Below are 23,935 nucleotides of genomic sequence, written 5' to 3' on the forward strand. Positions count from 1 at the left end.
CGGGACGTATCTCGAACAGACGAGATCACACACCGCGGGACGGTGCCGTCAAGAAAAACGTCGTCATGGGTGCAAGCAGGAGGCCTTTGTGAACCACTCCTTCTACAGTGCGGATCGCATGACACATTTGAAGATTGTGCTCGTTGCGCTGGTTGCCGCCACGGCGATTGCCGGTGTCGGGATCGCATCCCACGTCAGCAGCGACGACAACGTGCAGGCACACGTGATCAGGGCCGGCAAGCCGGTGGTGCTGACCGACAGCACAAATCTGGTCGTGCGATAACCAAAGCAAGGGAATTCGCTTGGCCGCTCCGCGGATATCGGTCGACAATGACTGATCGGACGACTTGACCAATGCCGCCAAGCGACGCGTCACTTTCCCCATGAGTGACGGCATTGAGAAAACGCCCGCTCCCCACGGGCGTTTTCTTTGCCGAAATGGATCAGCTTGCCGAAACGCCGTTGCCCGGTGCCGCCGAAACGATATATGCCCGGCTTCAGCGGTGCAGCGACCAGGCGGCCGCAGCCACCCGGTCAATGCCCTCGCCGCCGTCGGCTTCAAGACCTATTATCCGGACACGACACCACGGTCGTCCCGATGTGCCCGGCGCAAACCATGGCGGTCGGGTTGACGCCCACCCGCGACCGAACACGACGCCGCAATCAACAAACACAGGATGGAAACAACGATGTCCTCACGCATGCTGGAAGGCCAGGTTGCCCTTGTCACCGGAGCAGGCCGCGGCCTTGGGCGCGCGTTCGCCGAACGGCTGGCCGCGCTGGGCTGCCACATCGCCGTTCATGGCATGCGCGAACATGGCCCGTCCGAATTCGGCGGAACGCAGACACTGACCGACGTCGCCCGCGCGATTGCCGACACCCACAAAGTCCGCACCGTGAAACTGCTGGGCGACATGACCGACATCGGCGATATCGAACGGACGGTGCGGAACGCCGAAGCGGAGCTCGGCGCGATCGATATCCTCATCCACAATGCCGGCGGCGACATCGCGGCCAAAGGCGGCAAGCCCGATCCCAATGACGTGGTGAACATCAAGGCGGAGGACGTGCGCGCGGTGATCGACCGCAATCTGCTGAGCACGATCTTCGTGTGCCAGCAGGTGGCGCGCGGCATGATGGAACGGCGGCGCGGCCGCATCGTCACCATCGGCTCGGTCGCGGCCTTCAAGGGCCGCACCAACGCCTCGATCTATGCGACCGCAAAAGCCGGCGCCATGCATTTCACCCGCTGTCTCGCCGACCAGATGCGGCCTTATGATGTGACCGTGAACACCATCGCGCCAGGCGACACCCGCACCGAACGTTTTGTGAATACGCGCGCGGTGGATCCGGCGAAGCTGGCCGAAGCCGGCACGCTGGACCGCATCGCCACGGTGGACGAAGTGGCGCGGCTGGTGGAATTGTTCGCAGGCCCGATGGGCGCGTTCGTCTCGGGACAGGTGCTGCGCGTTGATGGCGGCGGGCAATTGTGGCCGGCATGAGCGGGCGCTTAGCGTTGCGCCCAAAGCGATAAGCACCCAACAATAAAGCGAGCTTGCCTTTTACGACCGATCAGTCTAGATATCCAGCATGGCACGAGAAATCCCATTGCGGGTTGCGCGCGGCCGCCCCCGCGAGTTCGATACAGACGCAGCCATCGAGCGGGCCATGGGTGTTTTCTGGTCGTCCGGCTATCACGGCACATCGCTGCCGGATCTGCTCGAAGCGACCAATCTCTCGCGGGGCAGCCTCTACGCAGCCTTTGGCGACAAGCACGGCCTCTTTTTGCTCGCCCTGGACCGTTATATCGACGACGCGTTGACGCGCCTCGATAGCGAACTTGATCCGCGAAAGAATGCCTCCAAGAATGCCTCCAAGAATGCTTTGGCGAGTCTTCGGGCCTGCCTTGCCGGGTATGTCGAGCGCGCCGGTGGAGCCAGTGGCAAGCGCGGATGCCTGGTGGTGGCAACCGCCATGGAGCTGGCCAGCCATGACATCGAGGTCGAACAGCGTATCCGGCGCTTCTTCAAGGCGATGGAGACCCGGCTGACCGCGGCACTGACGCGCGTACAGGCCGAGGGGGACTTGGTCGATGGCGTCGAACCCGCGACCGTCGCCCGTTTGCTTGTCTGTCTCATCGAAGGCATGCGCGTCGTCAACAAGACAAGCCCGGACCGGAGCCTCTCGCAAGCCGTCGTCCAGATCCTCATCGACCGTTTCGCAAGGTAGATCGCATGGACAGAACATCGTTTGGCGCGTCGATATATAGACCATCCGGTCTTCAAATCTAATTTCTCCGTTCAATTCAACGAAAGGACCCACAATGAGTACTCAGCTAGACGGCTTCCGTCACCAGGTGCTGCGCGCAGGCGACGTCAACATCCATGCTGTCGTCGGTGGCAATGGGCCGCCACTCGTTCTCCTCCATGGCTTTCCGCAGACGTGGTGGGAATGGCGCAAGATCATGCCGGCGCTCGCCGAACGACATACCGTGGTCGCCCTCGATTTGCGCGGAGCAGGACATTCCGACTGCCCGCAGGGTGGCTATGACAAGGCAAGCCTTGCCGAAGACGTGCACGGCGCGATGGGAGCACTCGGCTTTACGCATTACGCCGTCTGCGGCCATGATATCGGAGGGATGGTCGCCCTGGCCCTGGCCTTCACGCACCGCGAGGCCGTGACGCGCGTTGCGATCCTGGATGTGCCGATGCCGGGCTGGAGCGGGTGGGAGGCCACTTTCGTTGACCCGAAGGTCTGGCATTTCGCGTTCCATATGAAGCGCGACCTGCCCGAGCGACTCATCCATGGTCGCGAGCATGATTACGTCTCCAGCTTCTTCTTTGAACGCATATTCAACCATGATGCGTTTTCGATCGAGGAAGTGGAAGTCTATGCGCGCGCCCTCGCTCAACCCGGCAACACCCGCGGTGGCCTGGAGTGGTATCGTGCCTTCCCGACGGACCACGCCAACGCTCTCGGCTGGAAGCGGAATCCCTTGACGATACCGGTCCTCGCACTGGGAGGAGACCACAGGTGGGGACCGAGGATCGTCGCCATGCTGCAGGAATTCGCCACCAATGTCTCAGGTGGCAGCATTCCGGAGTGCGGTCATTGGCTCGTCGAGGAACGGCCAGCGGAAACAACCGCAGCACTTCACAAGTTTTTCGCGTCATAATGCTTGGAAGGATCGGCACTGCCGTGTCGCGATCGCCGCGCTCGGCAGAAGCGCAATAAGAGGCCGGCGGCCGTGGTGCTGTCCGGCCTGATCCAGATCAGCCAGCGGACCGATCACGGCTCCTCAGGGAATCTCGTAGACCGACACCTCGCCGGCGATTCCGCTCAAGGCGACCCGCCTGACTGTGGGTGTCAGTCCGCTCGCCTCAAGCAGGCCCCTCGCCTGGGCGTTCTCCACCACCGACTCCGTCACCACGATCGAGCGTGAATCGGCAAGGCCCTGGACCCGCGAGGCGATGTTGACGGTCTGGCCGAAATAGTCCTGCTGTTCATTGAGCGTGACCGCGAGGCATGATCCTTCATGGATGCCCATTTTCAGGCGCAGGCTCTGATGCTGGCGCTCGGCGCCGAGATCGCTCATCGCCTCGCGCATGCGGATCGCAGCCGCAATGGCGCGGTCCGGCGTCTCGAAGGTTGCCATCACGGCGTCACCAATGGTCTTCACCACGGCGCCGCGTTCGGAGGCGATGATGTCCTGCAGCAGCCTGAAATGCTCGTTGACCAGATCGAAGGCGACGAGATCGCCGACCCGGTCATAGAGCCCGGTGGAATCCTTCAGATCGCTGAACAGGAAGGTCAGGCTCAGGATCTTGAGGCGCTGGCCGATGGCCAGCGTATCGGTGCGGTAGATGTCGCGGAAAGTCTGATTGGTGAGCAGGCGCCTGGCATTGAGAATGGGTTTGCGTTGCTTCAAAAGATCATCCAGCGCCTGGTTCGCCACCCAGACAGCCGGCAGCACCCGGCTGTCGGTGCGGTTTTCCAAGGCCAGACGCAGCGGCCCGGGACGCAGGGCAATGGTCTCGACCGGGACCTGCAGCTTGTTGAAGACAACGGACAGGCTCTGCCGCTCGCTTGTCTCCTCGCCGCTGATCTCGAGGAACTGGGCCGTATGGGTCACGGGATCGAACACGATCACCGTGCCTTGCGGTATCTGCAAGGACAGAATGGCCCGTTCGCCCGGCGGCAGGTCGACGGTCTCCAGCGTAACCTCCCGCAGCAGCTTCTCCAGATCGGCCGGAAGATCGATCGCCGAACTCCAGAAGATCTGCTGATAATAGTCGGCCGCCGACAATTCGTCGGGGCTGTGCGCCGCGATCTTGCGCACACGCGGACTGACCGCGAAGGTTACCTCGACCAGATTGTCGAGGCTGGTCTCATAACCCGCGGCACAAAAAGCACAGGTGTACTGCGCCCGATCCAGGGTTTTCAGGCTTTTGTTGGCTGAAATCACACCGGCGCAACTCGGACACATGACATTCCATGTCATCTCGAAGAGGCCGAGCCCCACCGCATTGAGCAGGGCCGCGATGACGCGCTCCTCGTCGAGGCCGTGCCGCGCGGCGATATCGAGGGCGTTGATTTTATTCAGGGCATGATCCGGAGCCTCCCGCACCATGCGCTCAAGCAGATCCACCACGCCAGCGTCGGCTGACTGACGCAAGGCCCCAAACAAACTGTCTGATACGCTCATGCGGCGATGCTACACGTAAAGAGGAAAAACCGGAAACTTTGCCGAGCTGTTTCGACGCGAAAACGCTCTCGTGCTCCGTAACCGTTCTCACATCCAGAATCTTGATGTCCGTTCTTGGACATAGAGACGATTGCGCAGATTGCGAGCCCGGCGACGCGATTTAATCGCGGATGCCTTTTGGCTTCGGATGTCCTTGCGCAACTATCTCAGTCCCTTCAGAATCTGCACCGGCACCGGCGACCACAGCGCAAACCCCTTCTCGTCGGAGATCGCCTGTCCGTTCATTGCCTGTTGCCCGCCCCCCGGCAGCCGCAATCACTTGTACGCGTTGACAGCCTCCACAACGTAATCCACTTCATCCTGGATCATGTAGGCGAAACAGGGAAGATTGATCACGGAGTTCGCGATCCAGGTGGCATTCCCATCGGAGATCTTGCCGCCGATATAGCCAGTCGCGCCCGGCTGATCGCTCATGGCGCCGGGGTAGACCGAGCCGTAACCGATGTTCTTCGACTTCAGAAACTCTATGAAAGGCGGCCGGGTCGACGGCTGCATCACCGCGACCGAGAGATAGCCGTTCTCGCGGACGTTCGCGGCCGGGCCGATGAATGTGAGCGCCGGATGTGTGATCCGCTCGCGATACTGCGCGCAGACGCCGCGACGGCTGTCGACGCGCGCATCGAGATGCTTCAGCGCTTCGAGCATGAAGCTTGCTTCGTAGGCGCCGAGACGCGAGTTCCAGCCGACCAAACCGTGCTCGTAATGACTGATGCGGCCGTGATTGATCAGGGTGCGACAGGCTTCGGCCACCTTGGCATCCCGGAAGAAAACGCCGCCGGCATCCCCGCTCGCGCCCAGCACCTTGGCCGGATAGAAACTGGTGGTGGCGACAGTCGCCGTGCCGATCAGGCTTTGTCCATCGATCAGGGTGTCGATGGCCTGGGCGCAATCCTCGACCAGCGTGACGCCGCTCTCAGTGCAGAGCTTGCGGATGGCGACGGTTTCGGGACAGGCCCAGCCATAGAGGTGGACCAGCAGAACCGCCTTCGGCCGGAATGTTTCGATGCCGCGCTTCACGGTATCTGCCGTGAGATGCAGGGTCTCCCGGGAGACATCGAGGGTGCAGGGAACGGCCCCCACATTCACGACGGCTTCGAATGTCGCCCAGAACGTCATATCCGGGATCAGGACCTTGTCGTCCTTGTTGACGCCGGCGGCGCGCAGCGCCAGCTGGATCGCGTCGGTGCCGTTGGCGCAGCCGAGTGCGTGCGCCGATTGTGTCCGATCCTTGATCGCCTGTTCGAACTGGCCGATGGCGGGGCCGCCGGCAAAATGGCCGTTCCTGATCAGCTCGGCGGCTTTGGCCACCACGGCGTCGTAGAAACCGGCTTCATAACGCAGGATGTCGATGAACGGGACTTTCACGATGTCTCTCTGATGGGTGAAACGGGCCAGCCGCCCGCATGCCAAAACTCACGGCAGGACGCAAGCCGGCATCGCCAGTCCAGCCGCCCCACCTCCGCCGCATCCCCCATGGATGCCATGCCGGAACGTGGGTTGTGCAACGCAACATGTGGACTTAAGTGGAGGGCTTCTCCGGCAAGGTGCCCTGCGTGTCCGAATTGAATGCCAATGCCGTCGTCTCGACGGTCCACCGCCCGATGGGCTTTGCCGAATTCGTGATGATCATCGCGGCCATCATGGCGCTCAATCCGCTGGCGATGGACATGATGCTGCCAGCGCTGCCCAATATTGGTGCAACCCTGCGCATCACCGACGGCAACCGCCTGCAGGCGGTGCTGGCCGTGTTCCTGGCCGGCTTCGGTGCCGGACAGCTGATCATGGGCCCGGTGTCCGATCGTTTCGGCCGCCGCCCGGTGCTGATCGGCGGCATGGTGGTGTACTGCGTCGCGAGCCTGCTGGCGATCGCCGCACCCTCCTTCGAAACGCTGCTGCTGGCGCGCGCGCTGCAGGGCCTTTCCACCTCCGCCACCCGCGTGATCGCGACCTCGATGGTGCGCGATTGTTATGCCGGCCGCCGCATGGCCGGCGTGATGTCGCTGACCATGATGATCTTCATCGCGGTGCCGGTGCTGGCGCCGTCGCTCGGACAACTGGTGATGCTGTGGGCGCAATGGCGCGGCATCTTCATTGTGCTGATGCTGTATGGCGTGGGCGTGCTGACCTGGAGCGCGCTGCGGGTGCCGGAAACGCTGCCCGTGACGGCGCGCAAGTCGCTGGCCATCCCGCAGGTGCTCGATGCGTTTCGCCAGACCGTGACCAACCGCCAGACACTCGGCTACGCGCTGGCCGCCGGCGGCGTGCAGGGTTCCCTGTTCGCTTTCGTATTCTGCTCGCAGCAGGTGTTAACCGGGATCTACAAGCTCGGACATTATTTCCCGCTGGCGTTTGCGGCCGCCGCCATCGGTGTCGCCATCGCCGGCTTTGTCAACGCGCGCCTGGTCGGCCGTCTCGGCATGCGGGTGATGTCGCACAGCGCGCTGATCGGCTTTGTGGTGGTGGCCGGGACCATGCTGGGCGCGGAACATCTCGGGATGCTGAACTTCCCGCTGTTCCTGGCACTGTCGACGCTGATGATGTTCGCCTTCGGCCTGTCGTTCGCGAATTTCACGGCGCTCGCGATGGAGCCGCAGGGCCACATCGCCGGCACCGCCTCCTCGCTCTACGGCTCGATCACCACCCTGCTCGGCATCAGCCTCGGCGCCATCATCGGCCAGAGCTATGACGGCACGCTGGTGCCGTTCACCACCGGATTTTTCCTCTGCACGCTGAGTGCACTCGCAGTCGTGACGGTGGTGGAAAAAGGCCGGCTGTTCGTGCCGCATCACAAGGCGGGCTGAGTGGCGGCTGCATACATCGCCCTACTGGCGAGATAGGACAGCTCCAATTCGCTTCGGAACAGCTTGAGTCGGGATACATCGTCCAGAGGCGTGACGCTGATGTCGTACAAGCCCCATCCAGAGCAATATGGTCAAGCGTGCGACCGACATAGAACACAGCCCACTTGGAGCGACCGTCCGATCGAACAGTCCGATCATGAACGACTTGACGCTTCTGATCCCGGACGACGATACGAACCATGGCGGTCAATTTGCCGGGCGACTGCGCTAAGTCGCTTGGCTGCCGCTGAGGTCCTCCCATCAGATTATCAATGACATCCCGCTGCGCCAGGTTATCGAAGTAGGCCTATAGGTTCAGGTGATAGTCCGGTTCAGGATGATGCGGGACCGAAATGTGACCGACTCTCCCTCGACCAACTGCACCGGAATGGCCTGTCGTGGAATGTCGTTGTGGATCAGTCTCATCAACGTCAGGTATGGAGGGGCACCGAACAGCCATGCCACGCCAACCCGAAGCGCAACCGTGGCGCGAAGCGCAATCGCCGCCCGACAAGCATCTGCACCCACAGCCGTCTCATGCTCAGCTCTATTACCTCGTCAGCTCTTGTCATCGCGCCATCAGAACAATAAACGGCACTAAACAGATTGAAATCGTCAGCGGATACATCAACAGCTTTGTTCTGAGCGAGAAAGGCGTGTTGGTGGGATCCGCTTCAGCCGCAAATCTGATTTCGGAGAAAACGAACACGAAATTCAGATTATATTTTCTCGAGAGACCGGCCAGGGAGTCGTTGATGAGGCAATAAAACTCAAACAGAATGAAGATAAGAACAACGTACAACCCGGTTTCCGAGTCCATTTTTTCCAGAATTTGGCTGATGTCCTTTTTCAGGATTCCACGCAGCGCGAAGCCCAGAAGCGAGGCTGTCGCAACTGCCGCGCAAAACAGGATGAGACCCAATTTGACAAGATTCTTCATGCCGAGAGTCCGTTGAGCACAGTTCCAAGCGTGAACCAGCCGCACCGGCAACGAATATTGTCTGGACCTCACGAAACCCTCAACGGGCGAATACGCAACCGCTTGCAACGACACCGTGAGTTAAATTTATCGGGCTGAAAACAACGCACTTTTCCTAAAATTGGCGCGGAACGCGCGTCTCGAACCCATGAGGCCCGCGGCACCTCGGGCCTCACTCCCGCGTCACACTCGCGTCGATCAGCAGCTTCGCCACCGCCACCGCCGATTGCGCCGGGCCCGCTTCAGACTGCTGGCCGGTGGTGTAGATGCCTTCGATCAGCAGCAACAGGCCGTCACCGAGCACATCGGGCTTGCGCGCGCCCATGGCGGCGGCGAGCTCGCGCAAGCGCTTGCGGAAGGCCTGCTTGTGGGCGACCGCAACCCGGCGCGCCGGATGTTCGGGCGCGGGATATTCGATCGTGGCGTTGCTGAGGCCGCAGCCGCGATAGCCCTCAGCTGCCGCGCGGCGGGCAAGCTGGCGGATGTAGGCCAGCACATGCTCGCGCGGGTCGCTGTAGCTCTTGCCCTCCGGCTTCTCGAAACTGATCCAGAACTCCTGGTCGTAGTCGCGCAGATAGGCGGCGGCGAGTTCGTCCTTGGACGGAAAGCTGCGGTAGAGGCTCGGCTTGGTGACGCCGGCCTGCTGCACGATCTCGTCGACGCCGACGGCACGAATGCCCTCGCGATAGAACAGCTCGCGCGCCGAGGCGCGGATCTTGTCCACCGCGCGGAGCGAACGCTCCGAAGACGGGTCTGCGGATGGGTCCGGGGCGGATTGGGTGTGCTTGCTCATGAGGCGTCCAGGGCTTTCGAAACGATTGCTCGCAAAAGCGGCACGATCGGCGCTTGACAATGTTACTGACCGGTACGTATACAAGCGCCATCGCAATACGTACCGGTTAGTAACATGCAACATCCCTCATCTTCAAGACCCTCGATGTCGCGACGCCCGTTCGGCCAGAAGTATGCCTTCGTGGTGGTGGCCGTGATCTTCCTCGCCCTGCTGTCGGCGGCGGGCCTGCGTTCCTCGCCCGGCGTGCTGATGCTGCCGCTGCAGAAATCGTTCGGCTGGAGCGTCGACATCATCTCGATCTCGGCCGCCGTCGGCATCTTCCTGTATGGCCTCGCCGGACCGTTCGCCGCCGCGGTGATGCAGAGTTTCGGCATCCGCCGCACCGTGCTCGGCGCACTGGTGCTGATGTCGGCCTCCACCGGCGCGAGTTATTTCATGACCGCGCCGTGGCAGCTGTTCCTGACCTGGGGACTGCTCTCGGGCCTCGGCTCCGGCGCCGTGGCCAATGTGCTCGGCGCCACCATCGTCAATCGCTGGTTCACCACCAACCGCGGCCTGGTGATGGGGTTGCTGACTGCGAGCACTGCGACCGGCACGCTGATCTTCATGCCGGGCCTCGCCGCACTGGTGCAATGGGGCGGCTGGCAGCCTGTGGTGCTCACCGTGTCGGCCTGCTGCGCGGCGCTGATCCCGCTGATCTACTTCCTGGTGCCGGAACGGCCTTCGGCGATCGGCCTGCGCTCCTACGGCAGCACGGTCGACGACGTGGCGGCGCCGCCCACCACGCAGAACCCGTTCGCAGTTGCGATCGGCAACCTGGTGCGCGCCGCGAAGACCCGCACCTTCTGGTACCTGTTCGCCACCTTCTTCATCTGCGGCTTCACCACCAACGGCCTGGTCGGCACCCACATGATTTCGTTCTGCGGCGACGTCGGCATTCCCGAGGTGCAGGCCGCGGGCCTGCTGGCGATGATGGGCATCTTCGATCTGGTCGGCACCACGCTGTCGGGCTGGCTCACCGACCGCTTCGACCCGCGCAAGCTGCTGTTCGTCTATTACGGGCTGCGCGGGCTGTCGCTGATCTACCTGCCTTACTCGGATTTCTCGCTGCTTTCTCTCTCGGTGTTCGCGGTGTTCTATGGCCTCGACTGGATCGCGACGGTGCCGCCCACGGTGCGCATCGCCAACGAGATGTTCGGTGACAAGAACGCGCCGGTGATTTTCGGCTGGATCGTCGCCGGCCATCAGCTCGGCGCGGCATCGGCCGCCTTCTTCGCCGGCATGATGCGGTCGACACAGGGCAATTACCTGGAGGCGTTCATCATTGCAGGGATGACCGGCGTGGTGGCCGCAGTGCTGTCGCTGATGATCGGCCGGCGGCGGGCGGAGCCGGTGTTGGCGACGGTGTGAGGGTCGAAGCAGCGCTACACCCGCGACACCAACGGGGAAAGGGCATTGCCCATCGACGCCCAAAGACCGTCATGCCCGCGCTTGTCGCGGGCATCCACGTCTTAGGAGCATCGCCGCAAGAAAGACGTGGATGGCCGGGCCAAGCCCGGCCATGACGGAGTGGGGATGCTCCCGTTAACCATTCCTAACCGCTCTGCCCTATGATCGCCGAATCATCGGGAGACCCACGCATGCTGCTCAGGCCCACGCTCACGACCATCGCGCTGATTGCGACCACGATGGCGGCGGTTGCGGCTGATTTGCCGGCAGGGTCGAAGATCGGCGAGATCTTCGCAGGTCCGCCGAAGACCCGGCACGCGGCCTATCGCGAGAGCGATCCGTTTGTTGCGATTTTCCCGAAGGAGCAGAACTCACCGCGGGTGCCCGGCTATTACGGGCGACCCGGCGATTTCTATTATCGCACCTATTACGGCACGCCGCCGGATGTCATCCATGGCCGCCTGCCCTATGCCTGCTGGTGGTCCGGCAGCTGCTGACGAGGCGAAATCCTCTCAGTACCGATAAGGCTCGATCTCCAGCAGCGGGAACGCACTGAATACCGACGGTGCGTTGGTGGCCGTCGCGGCATGCAGATAACTGCCGTCGAGCTCGGCGAAGGTGTTGACACCAAGCAGACCCAGACAGCGCTGCACCTCGTCCTCCAGCAATTCCAGCATCCGCACCACGCCGGCTTCGCCGGCCGCGGCCAGCGCCCAGCATTGCAGGCGGCCGAGACCGACAAGGTCGGCCCCCGCGGCGATCGCCTTGACGATGTCGGTGCCACGGCAGAACGAGCCATCGACCATGATTTTCGCGCGGCCGGCGACGGCTCGCACGATTTCAGGCAACACCTGCATGGCGCCGCGGCCGTGATCGAGCTGGCGCCCGCCATGGTTCGACACGTAGATCCATTCGACGCCGTGATCGAGCGCGATCGCGGTGTCTTCCGCGGTGGCGATGCCCTTGAGGATCAGCGGAATCTTGTACTTGTCCTTGATCAGCTTCACCGTGCGCCAGTCCAGCGCCGCCTGGAAGGAGCGTCCCGAAACCCGGCTGCGGCCGGAGGTGACGTGGCGCTTGGCGAGATCACGCTCGCGCCGGCTGTAATGAGTGGTGTCGACGGTGAGGCAGAACGCGCTGTAGCCCCGGGCGATGGCGCGCGCGACATGATCCTCGACATAGGCGTCGTCACCGCGGACATACAGCTGATAGATCCGCAAGGCATCGGGGCCGGCGTCAGCGACTTGTTCCAGGCCGGGCTCCGACACCGAACTCAGCATATGCGCGACACCGAAGCGGCCGACGGCACGCACCACGGTGGCGGCGGCGCCGGAGTGAAACGTCTCCAGCGAGCCGACCGGCGCCAGCATCACCGGCAAACGCAGCTTGCGGCCGAACAGCGTCACCGACGTATCGACATCAGCGACATTGCGCAGCACACGCGGGCGGAACGCGATCTCGTCCAGCGCCATGCGGTTGCGGCGCAGCGTGGTCTCGGTCTCGGTGCCGCCGATGATATAGTCCCAGGCGTTCTGATCGAGATTGACCCGCGCCTTTCGCACGAGTTCGTGAAGGTTCTGGAATTCGTCGGCCACGCCGCTGATCTCGACATCGCCGGTCGGCGGCGTGGTGCTTGTGTCCTGCATGGTGCATCTCCCGCGCCCGCCCCTTGTTCCGGGCGTGTGCAGGTTGTGTAAAGAAAGCGGCAGAGGCGATCCAGCGCGGCTACCGCATATCGGCCCATCCAGCGGCGCGGGTCACGCCAACGAAACCAAGCGCGGCGATCTCAATCCAGCTTGGCTTCCATGCCACGCTTGACGCCGGGTCGCGCCATCAATGTCTCGTACCAGCGCTTCACATTGGGGAAATCCGCCAGCGGCACCTTATGCCGCTCGTGCCGCCAGGCCCAGCCGAGAATGGCGAAGTCGGCCACCGACAGGTCGCCTGCGACGAACGCACGATCCGCAAGCCGGCGATCGAGCACGCCATAGAGCCGGCGCGTTTCCGTCGAATACCGCTTCAAGCCGTAGGCGCGGTCCTGCTCATTGGCGAGCGCAATGAAATGATGCACCTGTCCGGGCATCGGACCGAAGCCGCCCATCTGCCACATCAGCCATTCCAGCACCGGAATGCGATCGAGCAGCGAAACCGGCAGGAACTTGCCGGTCTTCTCGCCGAGATAAAGCAGGATGGCGCCGGATTCGAACACGCTGACGCGCTTGCCGCCGGGACCGTCCGGATCGACGATGGCTGGAATCTTATTGTTGGGGCTGATGGCGAGGAACTCGGGCGCAAACTGCTCGTCCTTGCTGATGTTCACGGGGACGACACGATACGGCAGCCCCATCTCCTCCAGCGCCACGCTGATCTTGCGGCCGTTCGGCGTGTTCCAAGTGTGCAGTTCAATGGTCATGATGGCGTGCCCCCGCGACCCGTCTTCGCCAAGGCTTCGACGGGTTGATGCCTAAACCCTCCGAAGCGCAGCGAAGGAGGGAAGCTGGGAGTCCACTACCCCGAAACATCGGGGTCTCACAACAGGCGTATCCGCATGCCGATGTCGCCGTTTCGTCGTTGGTCGACCGCCGTCATTCCCGCCGCAGGGTGCCGCTTGCCAGCGCGTGCTCGACGCAGCCGCGGATGTGCTGCACCAGGATCTTCTTCGCCTTGGCGATGTCCCGTGACAACGCGCAGTCGAGCAGCGCCTGGTGCTGCTTGGCGGTCTCACTGCCGCGATACTGCAGGGCGTAGCGGAAATACTTGTCGAAGATGACGGCGTGCGCGGCCATCAGTTCGCGCGAGCCGCAGGCCGAGATCAGCGCCTGGTGGAATTCGCCGTCATAACGACGCCGCAGTTCCGGCACATCGGATTTTGATGCGATCTGGCGTTCGGTGGCAGCGAGCTTGTGATGGGCCGCGACCACGCGCCCCTCCCACTCCATATCGCCGATGCCGAACGACTGCTCCATGGCGTGGTGCTCGAGCAGGATGCGCAGTTCGGCGAGCTCCTGCAGGTTCTTCACTGAGACCGGCGCCACCTCGAACCCCTTGCGGCCCTCGGCGATCACAAAACCTTCGGAGGCCAGACGGTTCAGCACCTCGCGGAGCGTGCTGATGCTGACGCCATAGTCTTCCTTCATCGCCTCCAGCCGCAGTCGCTCCGACGGCGTCAGCACGCCAAAAATGATGTCGTCCCGGATCCGGCGATAGCCGGCGTCACCAGCCGAGCCGGTATCGGTGACTGCAGAGGCGTTCACGATCAATTCCCTTTGGAATCACTGCAAGGGCGCAGCCGGCACAGGCTAGCGGGTCGGCACGCCTGCGGCAAGCGATGATCAGATAATACTAGTTTCATATGATTGTTTTAAAATCATATGTTGACTCAGTAATTGCCCTATGTTGAGAGTCCACTGCCGCGGGCGCCTGCGAAGGCTGGCACCGGGCCAACAAATCGTCGACCAAGGGAGGAGACCATGAAGACCGGCGCAGCCTCGCTCGCCCTGTTGCTGGCCCTGACCGGCCCGCTCGCCACCACCGCCTTCGCGCAGGACGTGCAGGAACGCACCATCCGCTGGGGCCATCTCAACAACACTGATCATCCGGTCAGTCTCGGGGTGAAGAAATTCGCCGAGGTGCTGGCGGCCAAGAGCGGCGGCAAGCTCAAGATCAAGGAATTCGCGGCCTCCCAGCTCGGCAACGAGATGCAGCAGCAGTCGGCGCTGCGCGGCGGCACCCAGGAGATGCTCTCCGCCTCCACCACGTCGCTGGCGACGGTGGTGAAGGAATTCGGCGTGCTCGACTTCCCCTTCATCGTCAGCACCACCGACCAGGCCGACGCGCTGGTGCAGGGCGCTTTCGGCAAGGCGATGCTCGAAGTGCTGCCGGCCAAGGGCCTCACCGGCATCGGCTATTGGGGCCTCGGCTTCCGCAATGTCACCAACAGCACGCGCCCGATCACCAGGATCGAGGATTTCTCGGGGCTGAAACTGCGCGTGATCCCGAACCCGGTGTATCTGGAATCCTTCACCGCCTTCAAAGCCAATCCGGTGCCGATGAACTTCAGCGAACTCTATTCGGCGCTGGAGACCCGCACCGTCGACGGCCAGGAGAACCCCTACACGGTGATCCTCTCCAACAAATTCTTCGAAGTGCAGAAATATGTCTCCGCGACCAACCACACCTTCACCGAGAACATCATCCTGGTGAGCAAGGTTTTCTGGGACAAGCTCTCACCGACCGAGCAGCGCATGATCCGCGAAACCTATGAGGAGACGCGCGGCTACCAGAAGGAGCAGACCCGGCTGCAGACCGAGAGCGCGCTGAACGAACTCAAGGCCAAGGGCATGCAGTTCAACGAGATCGCCCCGGCGGAACTCGACCGCATGCGCCAGGCGGTGAAACCAGTGACCGACAAGATCTCCGCCGAACTCGATCCGGAGAAGGTCAAGCTGTTCAACACCGAGCTCGAACGCGTCCGCAAGGACGTCAAGTAGCCGCTCCGGCATATCGACCCTAGGGCGGACAACCCATGGACCGGCTTCTCGACCTCTACTGCCGCGCCCTCAAAGCCATCATCGCCGTCATGCTGGCGGTGATGGTGGCGCTGGTGTTCGGCAATGTGGTGCTGCGCTACATCTTCAATTCCGGCATCACCGTGTCGGAGGAACTGTCGCGCTGGCTGCTGGTGTGGCTGACCTTCCTCGGCGCGGTGGTGGCGCTGCGCGAGCACGCCCATCTCGGGGTCGACACGCTGGTGCGCCGGCTTTCGCCCGCGAGCAAGCGCATCTGCTTCATTCTCAATTACGGGCTGATGCTGTTCGCCGATGCCTTGCTGCTGAAGGGCAGCTGGGCCCAGACCCTGATCAACTGGGGCGACCGGGCGCCGGCGACCGGCCTGTCGGTCGGCATTTTCTACCTCGCCGGCGTGGTGTTCGGGGTCTCCGCCGCGGTCGTGCTGCTGTTCGACCTGATCCGGGTGCTCGGCGGCGACGGCAGCGAGGCCACCCTGGTCGCGGTCAAGGACTCCGAGGAGCACTGAGCGGCGGCACGCTTCCGACAAGGCAGGACCCACGATCCGATGACCATCGCCGTCTTCACCCTTTCGCTGCTCGGCGCCATGGCGCTGGGCATGCCGATCGCCTTCGCGCTGATCATCTGCGGCGTCGCGCTGATGAGCACGATCGACATGTTCGACTCGCAGATCGTCGCCCAGAACATCATCAACGGCGCCGACAGTTTCCCCCTGATGGCGGTGCCGTTCTTCATGCTCGCCGGCGAGATCATGAACAAGGGCGGGCTCGCCAAGCGCATCGTCAATGTGGCGATGGTCGCGGTCGGCCATGTCCGCGGCGGGCTCGGCTACGTCACGATCCTGGCGTCCTGCATCCTCGCCTCGCTGTCGGGCTCGGCCGCCGCCGACGCCGCGGCACTCGGCGCGCTGCTGGTGCCGATGATGGTCGCCGCCGGGCACGACAAGGCACATGCGGCCGGCCTCGTCGCCGCGGGCGGCATCATCGCGCCGGTGATCCCGCCGAGCATCGGTTTCGTGCTGTTCGGTGTCGCCGCCAATGTGTCGATCTCGAAACTGTTTCTCGCCGGCATCTTTCCCGGCCTGATGCTCGGCCTCGGGCTGTGCGTGGCCTGGTGGTGGGTGGCGCGCCACGAGAACCTGACGCCGCCGCCGCGCGCCTCGCTGAAGCAGATCGCCACCGCGGTGGCGGACGGCTTCTGGGCCTTGATGCTGCCGGTCATCATCATCGTCGGACTGCGGTTCGGCATCTTCACGCCGACGGAAGCCGCCGTGGTGGTCGCGGTGTATTCCCTGATCGTCGCCACGCTGGTCTACCGCGACCTCAAGCCGTCGCAGCTCTATGGCGTGCTGGTGTCCTCCGCGGTGACCACCAGCATCGTGCTGTTCCTGGTGGCGGCGGCGCTGGTGTCGTCCTGGCTGATCACGGTGTCGGAAATCTCCGCCCAGGTGGTCGAGCTGCTGCGCCCCTTCATGGGCAACAGGATCCTGCTAATGGCCGCCATCATGGTGGTTGTCGTCATCGTCGGCACCGCGCTCGACATGACCCCGACCATCCTGATCCTCACCCCGATCCTGATGCCGATCGTCAAGCAGGCCGGGATCGATCCCGTCTATTTCGGCGTCCTCTTCATCATCAACAACGCCATCGGCCTGATCACGCCTCCGGTCGGCGTCGTGCTCAATGTGGTGTGCGGCGTGTCGCAGATCAGCATGGAGGATATCATCAAGGGGGTCTGGCCCTTTATGATCGCGCAGCTGATCGTGCTGTTCGCCATGGTGCTGTTCCCGTCCCTGGTCACCGTGCCCGCGCGCTGGCTGGCCGGCTGACACACCCGGCTGATCCGGCCGCAACCGATAGGAAGATTGCAATGTCCGCACGCCTGATGATCCTGAACGGTCCGAACCTCAATCTGCTGGGGACGCGTGAGCCGCATATCTACGGCACCACCACACTGGCGGCGATCGAGGCGCGCTGCCGCGACACCGCCGCACTGCTCGGCGCGTCGCTGGCCTTCCACCAGTCCAACCACGAAGGCGTGCTGATCGATCACATCCATGCCGCCCGCGAGAGCGCCGACGCCATCATCATCAATCCGGCGGGATTTTCCTTCACCTCGATCTCGCTGATCGACGCCCTGAAAATCTTCGGGGGACCGATCATCGAGCTGCACATCTCCAACATCCACGCCCGCGACGAGCTGCACCGCCATTCCATCACCTCCGGCGCCGCCACCGCGGTGATCTGCGGCCTCGGACCCTACGGCTATGTGGCGGCGATGCTTGCAGCGGTGCAGCGGCTGGGCGCCCTGCCCGCGGCGCTGCCGGCACCCTTGCGCGAGCCCGTCGCGTCATAAAGGAGCCGCGATGTTCCGCGCCCTGTCCTCGCTGCCGTCGCACGAAGCCTATGACGTGGTGGTCGCCGGCGCGGGCGCGGGCGGTTTGGCGGCGGCACTGTTCGCGGCCATCGCGGGCGCCAGGGTATTGCTGGCGGAGCAGTCCGATATGATCGGCGGCACCACGGCGCTGTCGGCGGGCTCGGTATGGATTCCCAACACTCATCTTGCAGGGGATGCCGACGACGATCCCGCGCAGGCGCGTCTCTATCTCGACAGCGTGATCGGCAATCATGCGCCGGCGGTCCTGCGCGAGGCTTTCCTTGCCAGCGGCCCGCAGGCCATCGCGCTGCTCGACGCGCGGAGCGAGGTCAAATTCCGGCCTTACGCGCTGCATCCCGACTACGAGCAGACCCAGCCCGGGGCCACGGCGCGCGGCCGCGCGCTGGAACCAGTCCCCTTCGACGGCCTCCGCCTCGGCGCCGATCTCAACCGCATCAGGCCGCCACTTCCGGAGTTCACCATCCTCGGCGGCATGATGGTCGATCGCACCGACATCCGTCATCTGCTCGGCATGACACGCTCGCCCGCCTCGGCCTGGCATTCGGCAAAATTGCTGGCACGTTATGCCCGCGACCGCCTCAAAATCCGCCGCGGCTCGCGCCTGGTGATGGGCAATGCCCTGGTCGGCCGGCTGCTGATCTCGCTGAAGCAATACGATGTCACCATCGTCACCGGCACAACGATAACCGGGCTGACTGCGACGGACGGTGCCGTGCGCGGCGTCACGCTCGCCGGCGGCGGAACCGAGCGAGTGATCGCCGCGCGGCGCGCCGTGGTGCTCGCCGGTGGCGGCTTCATCGGGGACGACGACCAGCGCCGGCAATGGCTGCCCGCGGCCGGTTTCCTGCCGAGCGCCTGTGCGCCGGGTCAAGGCGGCGCGCTGCAGAAACTCGCGCTTGGGCTCGGCGCGCGCATCGCCGAGGGCAACCGCGATGCGGCTTACTGGGCGCCGGTGTCGCTGCGCCGCCGCGCCGACGGCAGCACCGCGGTGTTCCCGCATTTCGTGATGGACCGCAGCAAGCCCGGCACCATCTGCGTCGATCAATCGGGCCGGCGCTTTGTCAACGAGGCGACATCGTATCATGAATTCGCCCGCGCGATGCTCGCGCGAGACCGCGTACAGCCCTGCATTCCCTGTTTCATCATCGCCGACGCCCGCGCGCTGCGCGCCTACGGCCTCGGTCTGGTGCGGCCCGGCGCGCGCAACCTCGCGCCGTTTCTTGCCGACGGTTATCTGGTGGAAGGCCCCGATCTCGCCGCGCTGGCGCGCAAACTCGACATCGATCCCGCGACACTTATGCAGACGGTCGAGCGGACCAACGTCTTAGCCGCGAGCGGCCATGACGCGGATTTCGGTCGCGGCAGCACGCTTTATCATCGCGTCAATGGCGATCCGGCTGTCGGCCCCAATCCCACCCTCGCCCCGCTGGCGCAGCCGCCGTTCTACGCGGTGCGGCTCCAACCCGGCGACATCGGTGCAGCCAGGGGCCTTGTCGTGAACGAATGGGCGCAGGTTATGCGGGATGGCCGGCCGATCACAGGCCTCTATGCCTGCGGCAACGCGATGAATTCGATTACCGGCGGCACTTATCCGGGACCAGGTATCACGCTGGGCCCCGCCATCACCTTCGCCTATCGCGCCATGCGTCATGCATTGCCAAAGGCATGACGCCGAGAAAGGACCGAGACGATGACCCAGGGACAAGGCTTTCTCACCATCTGGAGCGATATCGCGCCGGAGCATGAGACCGATTACCTGCACTGGCTGACCCGTGAACACACCGCCGAACGGGTCGGCTGCGAGGGCTTTCTCGCCGTCCGGGTGTTTCGTGCGCTGCCCGCCGAACTGCAGCGCTATGTGATCTGTTACGAGCTAGAGCGCGCCGACGCGGTGGACGGCCCCGATTATGTCGCCCATCTCAACGATCCCACCCCATGGACACGGCATACCCTGCCGCGCCTGCAGAATTTCGTCCGCGGCGGTGGCACGGTCGGGTGTACAGCCGGCCTCGGCGAAGCCGGCTTCGCCTATGTGCTGCCGCTTGCGCAGCACCTGCCGGAGGATGGCAAACCTCTGGTTAGGGCATTGGTCCGGCACGACCGGGTGGTGGCCGCACGCTATTGCGTGACGGACTTGGCGCGCACCGCGGTGAAAACCATCGAGAAGAATCTGCGCGGGATCGATCAAGCCGGAACAGAGCGCTCGTTCTCCGGGGTGCTGCAGATCGAGGCGCTGGATGAAGACGCCCTGATTTCGACGCGCGAAACCCTCAAACAGTTGTTGGACCCTGCGAACGTCGATCCGACGATCTATCGGCAGGTCTTCCGGCTGAGTCGGAGGCATCTCGAAAGCCGCGCATGATCTTGACGGTGCGATGACGCACAAGATGCGTTGCATATCGCTCGAAGCACACGCTCCACGCACATTTGTCTGTTTTTTCCGCACGCGCAGCCCGCGGATACATCGCGATGACGGGATTGCGGGCAGCACGCGCGTGCTTAGAGCGATTCAAGTTTGGTGATGTTCTTTTCGTTGCCCACGGCTGGTAGACGCGTCCGCGTCAAACAAATCTCCAGTGTGGAAGTGAAACGACGTGACCAACGCAGACTGCCAATGCCCGAACGCCTCCCGCCATTCATTCGACCGGCGCCGCGGGCCCTGGCTGATCGGAGCGGCCTTCCTGCTCGGTGATCTCGCCTTCAACACCACGATCACCCACGCACAGTCGGCGCTGCCGGCGGTGACTGTGGAAGCGCCGACACAGGGTCGCAAGCCGGCACGTCCGGCCAACGCCACCGCACGACGCGCGCAGGCGATTCCGGCCCGCAGGCGGGACACCCATCGCGCGCCTGCCGCGCCGACAGCGTCGGAGCGTGCAGCGGCGGCCGCCGCCGCGCAAACCGAAGCCAGGCTCGGCTATCGTCCGTCTCCGAGTTCGACCACCCTTCGCACGGGCGCCTCACCGCTGGAGACGTCGCAAGTCGTCAATGTGGTGCCGGCGCAGGTGATCAGCGATCAGCTGCCTCGCAACCTCGACGACGCGCTCGTCAATGTCAGCGGCATCACCCAGACCAACACGCTCGGCAGCACCCAGGACGCCGTCATGCGACGGGGCTTCGGTGACAATCGTGATGGTTCGATCATGCGCAACGGCATGCCGCTGGTGCAGGGCCGCAGCCTGAATGCCGCGGTCGAAAGCGTGGAGGTGCTCAAGGGGCCGGCGTCGCTGCTCTACGGCATCATGGACCCCGGCGGCATCGTCAACACCATCAGCAAGCGGCCGGAACTCACGCAGCGCGGTTCGATTTCCGTGCTGGGGTCGACGTATGGGGGCGGCAAGAACGGTGGCGACATCACGCTCGACCTCACCGGCCCGATCGGCGACGGCGGCCTCGCCTACCGGTTGATCGCCTATGGCGTGAATGAAGACTACTGGCGCAACTTCGGCCGCCGCAACGAGGGGCTGATCGCACCATCGCTGGCCTGGTACGGCGAGAACACGACCGTACAGCTCAACTACGAGCATCGGGATTTCTATTATCCGTTCGACCGCGGCACGGCCCTGAACACGACCACCAGGAGGCCGCTGGACATTCCCGCAACGCGGCGCATCGACGAACCCTTCGACAACATGTGGGGCCAGTCCGACCTGGCGCAGATCACGGTGGACCACAAGATCAACGAAGACTGGAAGGTTCACGCCGGCTACAGCTACAACCGGGAAAATTACGACGCCTATCAGCTTCGCGTCGTCAGCGTGAATCCCACGACCGGCATCGAGACCCGCAGCAACGACGGGACCCTGGGCGCCCTGAGTTACGACAGCTACGGCACCGCCTATGTGCAGGGCGGATTCTGGATCGGCGGCATGCGCAACGAGGTGCTGCTCGGCGCGGATGCCGAACACCGCCTGATCTATCGCCGTGACCTGTTGCGCCAGACCCCCGTCAACAAGAGTTTTAACGTCTACAATCCGATCTACGGCCTGGAGCAGCCGTCCAGCACGGTCTCTGCGCCCGACAGCGACCAGACCGACAACCTGCACGACCAGTCGCTGTATTTCCAGGATACGCTGCACGTCACCAAGCAGCTCTCTCTGGTCGGTGGCGTGCGTTACGAAGGCTACCGGCAGATCGCGGGCAAGGCGCGGCCGTTCCAGACCAACACGGATATCGACGGCGCGAAGGCCCTGCCGCTGGCAGGCGCCGTCTACAAGCTCACCGACCAAGTCTCGCTATATGCGAGCTATACGCAATCGCTGAAGCCGACATCGGCGATCGCAGCTCTTGTGGGCGGCGGCGGCTTTGTGATCACCGGCAACCTGGCGCCCGAGGAAGGCACCTCCTGGGAGACCGGCATCAAGTTCGATTTCAACAAGCGGCTCTCCGGCACCGTCGCGCTGTATACCCTCGACAAACGCAACGTGCTGGTGTCGCAGCTCAACAACGCAACCGGGCTCAATGAGTTTCGTGCCATCGGCGGCGCACGCTCGCGCGGCGTCGAAGTCGATGTCACCGGCCGCCTGAACGACAACTGGAGCATGATCGGCACCTATGCCTACACGGATGGGGCCGTTACGGATGATCCCGTCCTCGCCGGCAAGCGCCTGCAGAATGTCGCGATGAATACCGGATCGCTGTATCTGGTCTACGATTTCCGCGATGCCCTGCCCGGCCGGCTCCGGGTGGGCGCGGGCGCGCATTATGTCGGCGACAGGCCCGGCACCGCTGACAACGCCTTCGTCCTGCCGGCCTATACGGTGGCCGATGGGTTTGCGACCTATGAGACCAAATACGAGACGCTGCCGGTAATCTATCAGCTCAACGTCAAGAACATATTCAACACGGTCTATTATCCGTCGGCCGTCAACACCCAGTTCATTGCAGTCGGCGATGCCCGGCGGGTGTCGCTGTCGGCAACAGTGAAGTTCTAAGCCCGATGCGCCGCTCGCGACAACCTGCCGGCCGCACCGCTGCAATCCTGCTCGTACTGTCTGCAACCTGGTTCGGCGGTGGCATCACCGCCGGGCGTGCCGAGGAGATCACGCTCTACACCACGCGAGAGGCGCAGCTGCTCGCGCCGGGGATCGCGGCGTTCACCAGGGACAGCGGCATCACGGTCAGGCCGGTGTTCATCGAAGACACCATGGTCAAGCGCCTGACGGCGGAAGGCGAGACCTCGCCGGCCGACGTGCTCCTGACCATCGGGCTCGACAAGACAACCCAATTGTCCGATCGCGGGCTGACGCAGGCGTTCGCATCGGCAGTTGTTGAAGCGGCCGTGCCGCCCTCTCTGCGGGGCCACGACGCACAATGGCTTGCGCTGTCGGTGCGGCCGCGCATGGTAATGGCGCGCAAGAATACCGCGCTTGCCGCAATCACTTATGAAGATCTGGCCGACCCGAAGTGGCGGAGCAAACTATGCATGCGCGCGGCGCTGCATCAGAACAATGTCGCGTTGATTGCGGCGTTCCTTGCCCATCACGGGCCGGACGCCACCGAAACCTGGCTGCGCGGCCTGAAGGCCAACCTGGCACACAAGCCGGCCGGCAAGGACAATGACGTGATCCGCGAGATCGCGCAGGGCAGCTGCGAGATCGGCCTCGGCAACACCGTGGCGCTGGCGCAATTGCGGGATGGACGCGAAGGCCGCGACTGGGCCGGCTGGGCCGATGCGGTCAAGGCGGTGCCGACATCGTTCAAAGGTGGCGGCGGCCATATCAATCTGACCGGCGCCGCGGTGGCGAAACACGCACCGCATCCGGCGGCGGCGCGCCAATTTCTGGAGTTCCTGGTGACGCCAGCCGCGCAGCGGATCTATGCGGCGGCCGAACTGGAGTATCCGGTGGTCCCGGCGGCGGGTCGCGATCCGATCGTCACGGAGATCGGAACATTCCCGAGCGATACCTTGCCGATCGATCAGATCGCGGCCCATCAGCAGGCTGCAATCGCCCTGATCAAAAAAGTCGGCTTCGACGATTAGGGCAAACTCAGCATGCGCGGTATCCTTATAAAATTCCGCTCTGCCCCCCTCACCCGACATATTATTTGCGACGCGTGGGACGAGCTCACGCTGGCTGCTCAATATAGAACGATTACAAACTGCGCATGGCCTTCGCCGGGTGGCCGCACGAACGACGGTCCGGTATGGTCTGATGACGCCGTCGACGAGATGGCGCCGCCAA

22 protein-coding genes are annotated in these 23,935 nt (G+C 63.6%); 15 read left to right on the forward strand and 7 right to left on the reverse strand.

All coding sequences use genetic code 11. The annotated features are described in order from the left end of the window. The first annotated feature begins 88 nt into the window (after positions 1–88). The 4 genes from RS897_RS40500 to RS897_RS40515 all read left to right on the forward strand — a co-directional run bounded on the left by RS897_RS40500 (position 89) and on the right by RS897_RS40515 (position 3,175). Positions 89–283, forward strand: coding sequence for a hypothetical protein (locus tag RS897_RS40500; protein ID WP_315838908.1), 195 nt, complete (start codon positions 89–91; stop codon positions 281–283). A gap of 406 nt (positions 284–689) precedes the next feature. Beyond that, entirely contained in the window at positions 690–1,502 is an 813-nt protein-coding gene (locus RS897_RS40505) for an SDR family NAD(P)-dependent oxidoreductase (protein ID WP_315834254.1), read from the forward strand. Between the two features lie 106 nt (positions 1,503–1,608). Further along, entirely contained in the window at positions 1,609–2,229 is a 621-nt protein-coding gene (locus RS897_RS40510; RefSeq protein ID WP_315834255.1) for a TetR/AcrR family transcriptional regulator, read from the forward strand. Between the two features lie 94 nt (positions 2,230–2,323). After that, positions 2,324–3,175 (forward strand): alpha/beta fold hydrolase, encoded by an 852-nt coding sequence (locus RS897_RS40515; protein WP_315834256.1) that lies wholly within the window; start codon positions 2,324–2,326, stop codon positions 3,173–3,175. 123 nt (positions 3,176–3,298) lie between these two features. Here the strand turns inward: RS897_RS40515 and RS897_RS40520 are convergent, their stop codons facing one another. Then, a complete protein-coding gene (locus RS897_RS40520; RefSeq protein WP_315834257.1) occupies positions 3,299–4,705 on the reverse strand; it encodes an adenylate/guanylate cyclase domain-containing protein in 1,407 nt (468 codons plus the stop codon). Between the two features lie 315 nt (positions 4,706–5,020). After that, on the reverse strand, positions 5,021–6,130 hold the full coding sequence (locus RS897_RS40525; protein WP_315834258.1) for a DegT/DnrJ/EryC1/StrS family aminotransferase: 1,110 nt from the start codon (positions 6,128–6,130) through the stop codon (positions 5,021–5,023). 188 nt (positions 6,131–6,318) lie between these two features. Here RS897_RS40525 and RS897_RS40530 point away from each other — a divergent pair, with 188 nt between their 5' ends. Then, entirely contained in the window at positions 6,319–7,566 is a 1,248-nt protein-coding gene (locus RS897_RS40530; RefSeq protein WP_315834259.1) for a multidrug effflux MFS transporter, read from the forward strand. A 607-nt stretch (positions 7,567–8,173) separates the two neighbouring features. Here RS897_RS40530 and RS897_RS40535 read toward each other — a convergent pair. Then, on the reverse strand, positions 8,174–8,545 hold the full coding sequence (locus RS897_RS40535) for a hypothetical protein (protein WP_315834260.1): 372 nt from the start codon (positions 8,543–8,545) through the stop codon (positions 8,174–8,176). 211 nt (positions 8,546–8,756) lie between these two features. Then, positions 8,757–9,377, reverse strand: a complete 621-nt coding sequence (locus tag RS897_RS40540) for a TetR/AcrR family transcriptional regulator (RefSeq protein ID WP_315834261.1) — start codon at positions 9,375–9,377, stop codon at positions 8,757–8,759. Between the two features lie 144 nt (positions 9,378–9,521). Between RS897_RS40540 and RS897_RS40545 the strand changes: the two genes are divergently transcribed. Beyond that, positions 9,522–10,787: an MFS transporter gene (locus RS897_RS40545; RefSeq protein ID WP_315834262.1), complete on the forward strand. Its 1,266-nt coding sequence runs from the start codon at positions 9,522–9,524 to the stop codon at positions 10,785–10,787. A 230-nt stretch (positions 10,788–11,017) separates the two neighbouring features. After that, the gene (locus RS897_RS40550; RefSeq protein WP_315834263.1) at positions 11,018–11,323 is read left to right on the forward strand and encodes a hypothetical protein; all 306 of its coding nucleotides are present in this window, start codon (positions 11,018–11,020) and stop codon (positions 11,321–11,323) included. A 15-nt stretch (positions 11,324–11,338) separates the two neighbouring features. Here RS897_RS40550 and RS897_RS40555 read toward each other — a convergent pair whose 3' ends face one another. The 3 genes from RS897_RS40555 to RS897_RS40565 all read right to left on the reverse strand — a co-directional run bounded on the left by RS897_RS40555 (position 11,339) and on the right by RS897_RS40565 (position 14,083). Further along, positions 11,339–12,472 carry an alpha-hydroxy acid oxidase gene (locus RS897_RS40555; protein WP_315834264.1) on the reverse strand — a complete coding sequence of 378 codons (1,134 nt, stop codon included), beginning with the start codon at positions 12,470–12,472 and terminating at the stop codon, positions 11,339–11,341. Between the two features lie 140 nt (positions 12,473–12,612). Next, the gene (locus RS897_RS40560) at positions 12,613–13,239 is read right to left on the reverse strand and encodes a glutathione S-transferase family protein (RefSeq protein WP_315834265.1); all 627 of its coding nucleotides are present in this window, start codon (positions 13,237–13,239) and stop codon (positions 12,613–12,615) included. A gap of 172 nt (positions 13,240–13,411) precedes the next feature. Continuing rightward, entirely contained in the window at positions 13,412–14,083 is a 672-nt protein-coding gene (locus RS897_RS40565; protein ID WP_407654599.1) for a GntR family transcriptional regulator, read from the reverse strand. A gap of 213 nt (positions 14,084–14,296) precedes the next feature. Between RS897_RS40565 and RS897_RS40570 the strand changes: the two genes are divergently transcribed. From RS897_RS40570 to RS897_RS40605, 8 genes are all read left to right on the forward strand, one after another. Further along, positions 14,297–15,316 carry a TRAP transporter substrate-binding protein gene (locus tag RS897_RS40570; RefSeq protein WP_315834267.1) on the forward strand — a complete coding sequence of 340 codons (1,020 nt, stop codon included), beginning with the start codon at positions 14,297–14,299 and terminating at the stop codon, positions 15,314–15,316. Between the two features lie 35 nt (positions 15,317–15,351). Continuing rightward, positions 15,352–15,861 (forward strand): TRAP transporter small permease, encoded by a 510-nt coding sequence (locus tag RS897_RS40575; protein ID WP_315834268.1) that lies wholly within the window; start codon positions 15,352–15,354, stop codon positions 15,859–15,861. A gap of 39 nt (positions 15,862–15,900) precedes the next feature. Then, entirely contained in the window at positions 15,901–17,181 is a 1,281-nt protein-coding gene (locus RS897_RS40580) for a TRAP transporter large permease (RefSeq protein ID WP_315834269.1), read from the forward strand. A 41-nt stretch (positions 17,182–17,222) separates the two neighbouring features. Then, positions 17,223–17,708, forward strand: coding sequence for a type II 3-dehydroquinate dehydratase (locus tag RS897_RS40585; protein ID WP_315834270.1), 486 nt, complete (start codon positions 17,223–17,225; stop codon positions 17,706–17,708). A 10-nt stretch (positions 17,709–17,718) separates the two neighbouring features. After that, a complete protein-coding gene (locus RS897_RS40590) occupies positions 17,719–19,419 on the forward strand; it encodes an FAD-dependent oxidoreductase (RefSeq protein ID WP_315834271.1) in 1,701 nt (566 codons plus the stop codon). A gap of 21 nt (positions 19,420–19,440) precedes the next feature. Then, complete coding sequence (locus RS897_RS40595; protein ID WP_315834272.1) at positions 19,441–20,112, forward strand: DUF4286 family protein; 672 nt, start codon at positions 19,441–19,443, stop codon at positions 20,110–20,112. 232 nt (positions 20,113–20,344) lie between these two features. Next, positions 20,345–22,684, forward strand: coding sequence for a TonB-dependent siderophore receptor (locus RS897_RS40600; RefSeq protein ID WP_407654394.1), 2,340 nt, complete (start codon positions 20,345–20,347; stop codon positions 22,682–22,684). A gap of 5 nt (positions 22,685–22,689) precedes the next feature. Next, complete coding sequence (locus tag RS897_RS40605) at positions 22,690–23,733, forward strand: extracellular solute-binding protein (RefSeq protein WP_315834273.1); 1,044 nt, start codon at positions 22,690–22,692, stop codon at positions 23,731–23,733. The last annotated feature ends 202 nt before the right edge of the window (positions 23,734–23,935 follow it).

It is taken from the genome of Bradyrhizobium prioriisuperbiae, assembly GCF_032397745.1.
Taxonomy (GTDB): Bacteria; Pseudomonadota; Alphaproteobacteria; order Rhizobiales; family Xanthobacteraceae; genus Bradyrhizobium_A; species Bradyrhizobium_A prioriisuperbiae.

Coding starts and splice junctions, on each gene's coding strand:
- RS897_RS40505 (WP_315834254.1), top strand. CDS start 690: ATGTCCTCACGCATGCTGGAAGGCCAGGTTGCCCTTGTCACCGGAGCA.
- RS897_RS40515 (WP_315834256.1), top strand. CDS start 2,324: ATGAGTACTCAGCTAGACGGCTTCCGTCACCAGGTGCTGCGCGCAGGC.
- RS897_RS40520 (WP_315834257.1), bottom strand. CDS start 4,705: ATGAGCGTATCAGACAGTTTGTTTGGGGCCTTGCGTCAGTCAGCCGAC.
- RS897_RS40535 (WP_315834260.1), bottom strand. CDS start 8,545: ATGAAGAATCTTGTCAAATTGGGTCTCATCCTGTTTTGCGCGGCAGTT.
- RS897_RS40540 (WP_315834261.1), bottom strand. CDS start 9,377: ATGAGCAAGCACACCCAATCCGCCCCGGACCCATCCGCAGACCCGTCT.
- RS897_RS40545 (WP_315834262.1), top strand. CDS start 9,522: ATGTCGCGACGCCCGTTCGGCCAGAAGTATGCCTTCGTGGTGGTGGCC.
- RS897_RS40550 (WP_315834263.1), top strand. CDS start 11,018: ATGCTGCTCAGGCCCACGCTCACGACCATCGCGCTGATTGCGACCACG.
- RS897_RS40555 (WP_315834264.1), bottom strand. CDS start 12,472: ATGCAGGACACAAGCACCACGCCGCCGACCGGCGATGTCGAGATCAGC.
- RS897_RS40560 (WP_315834265.1), bottom strand. CDS start 13,239: ATGACCATTGAACTGCACACTTGGAACACGCCGAACGGCCGCAAGATC.
- RS897_RS40570 (WP_315834267.1), top strand. CDS start 14,297: ATGAAGACCGGCGCAGCCTCGCTCGCCCTGTTGCTGGCCCTGACCGGC.
- RS897_RS40575 (WP_315834268.1), top strand. CDS start 15,352: ATGGACCGGCTTCTCGACCTCTACTGCCGCGCCCTCAAAGCCATCATC.
- RS897_RS40580 (WP_315834269.1), top strand. CDS start 15,901: ATGACCATCGCCGTCTTCACCCTTTCGCTGCTCGGCGCCATGGCGCTG.
- RS897_RS40585 (WP_315834270.1), top strand. CDS start 17,223: ATGTCCGCACGCCTGATGATCCTGAACGGTCCGAACCTCAATCTGCTG.
- RS897_RS40590 (WP_315834271.1), top strand. CDS start 17,719: ATGTTCCGCGCCCTGTCCTCGCTGCCGTCGCACGAAGCCTATGACGTG.
- RS897_RS40595 (WP_315834272.1), top strand. CDS start 19,441: ATGACCCAGGGACAAGGCTTTCTCACCATCTGGAGCGATATCGCGCCG.
- RS897_RS40605 (WP_315834273.1), top strand. CDS start 22,690: ATGCGCCGCTCGCGACAACCTGCCGGCCGCACCGCTGCAATCCTGCTC.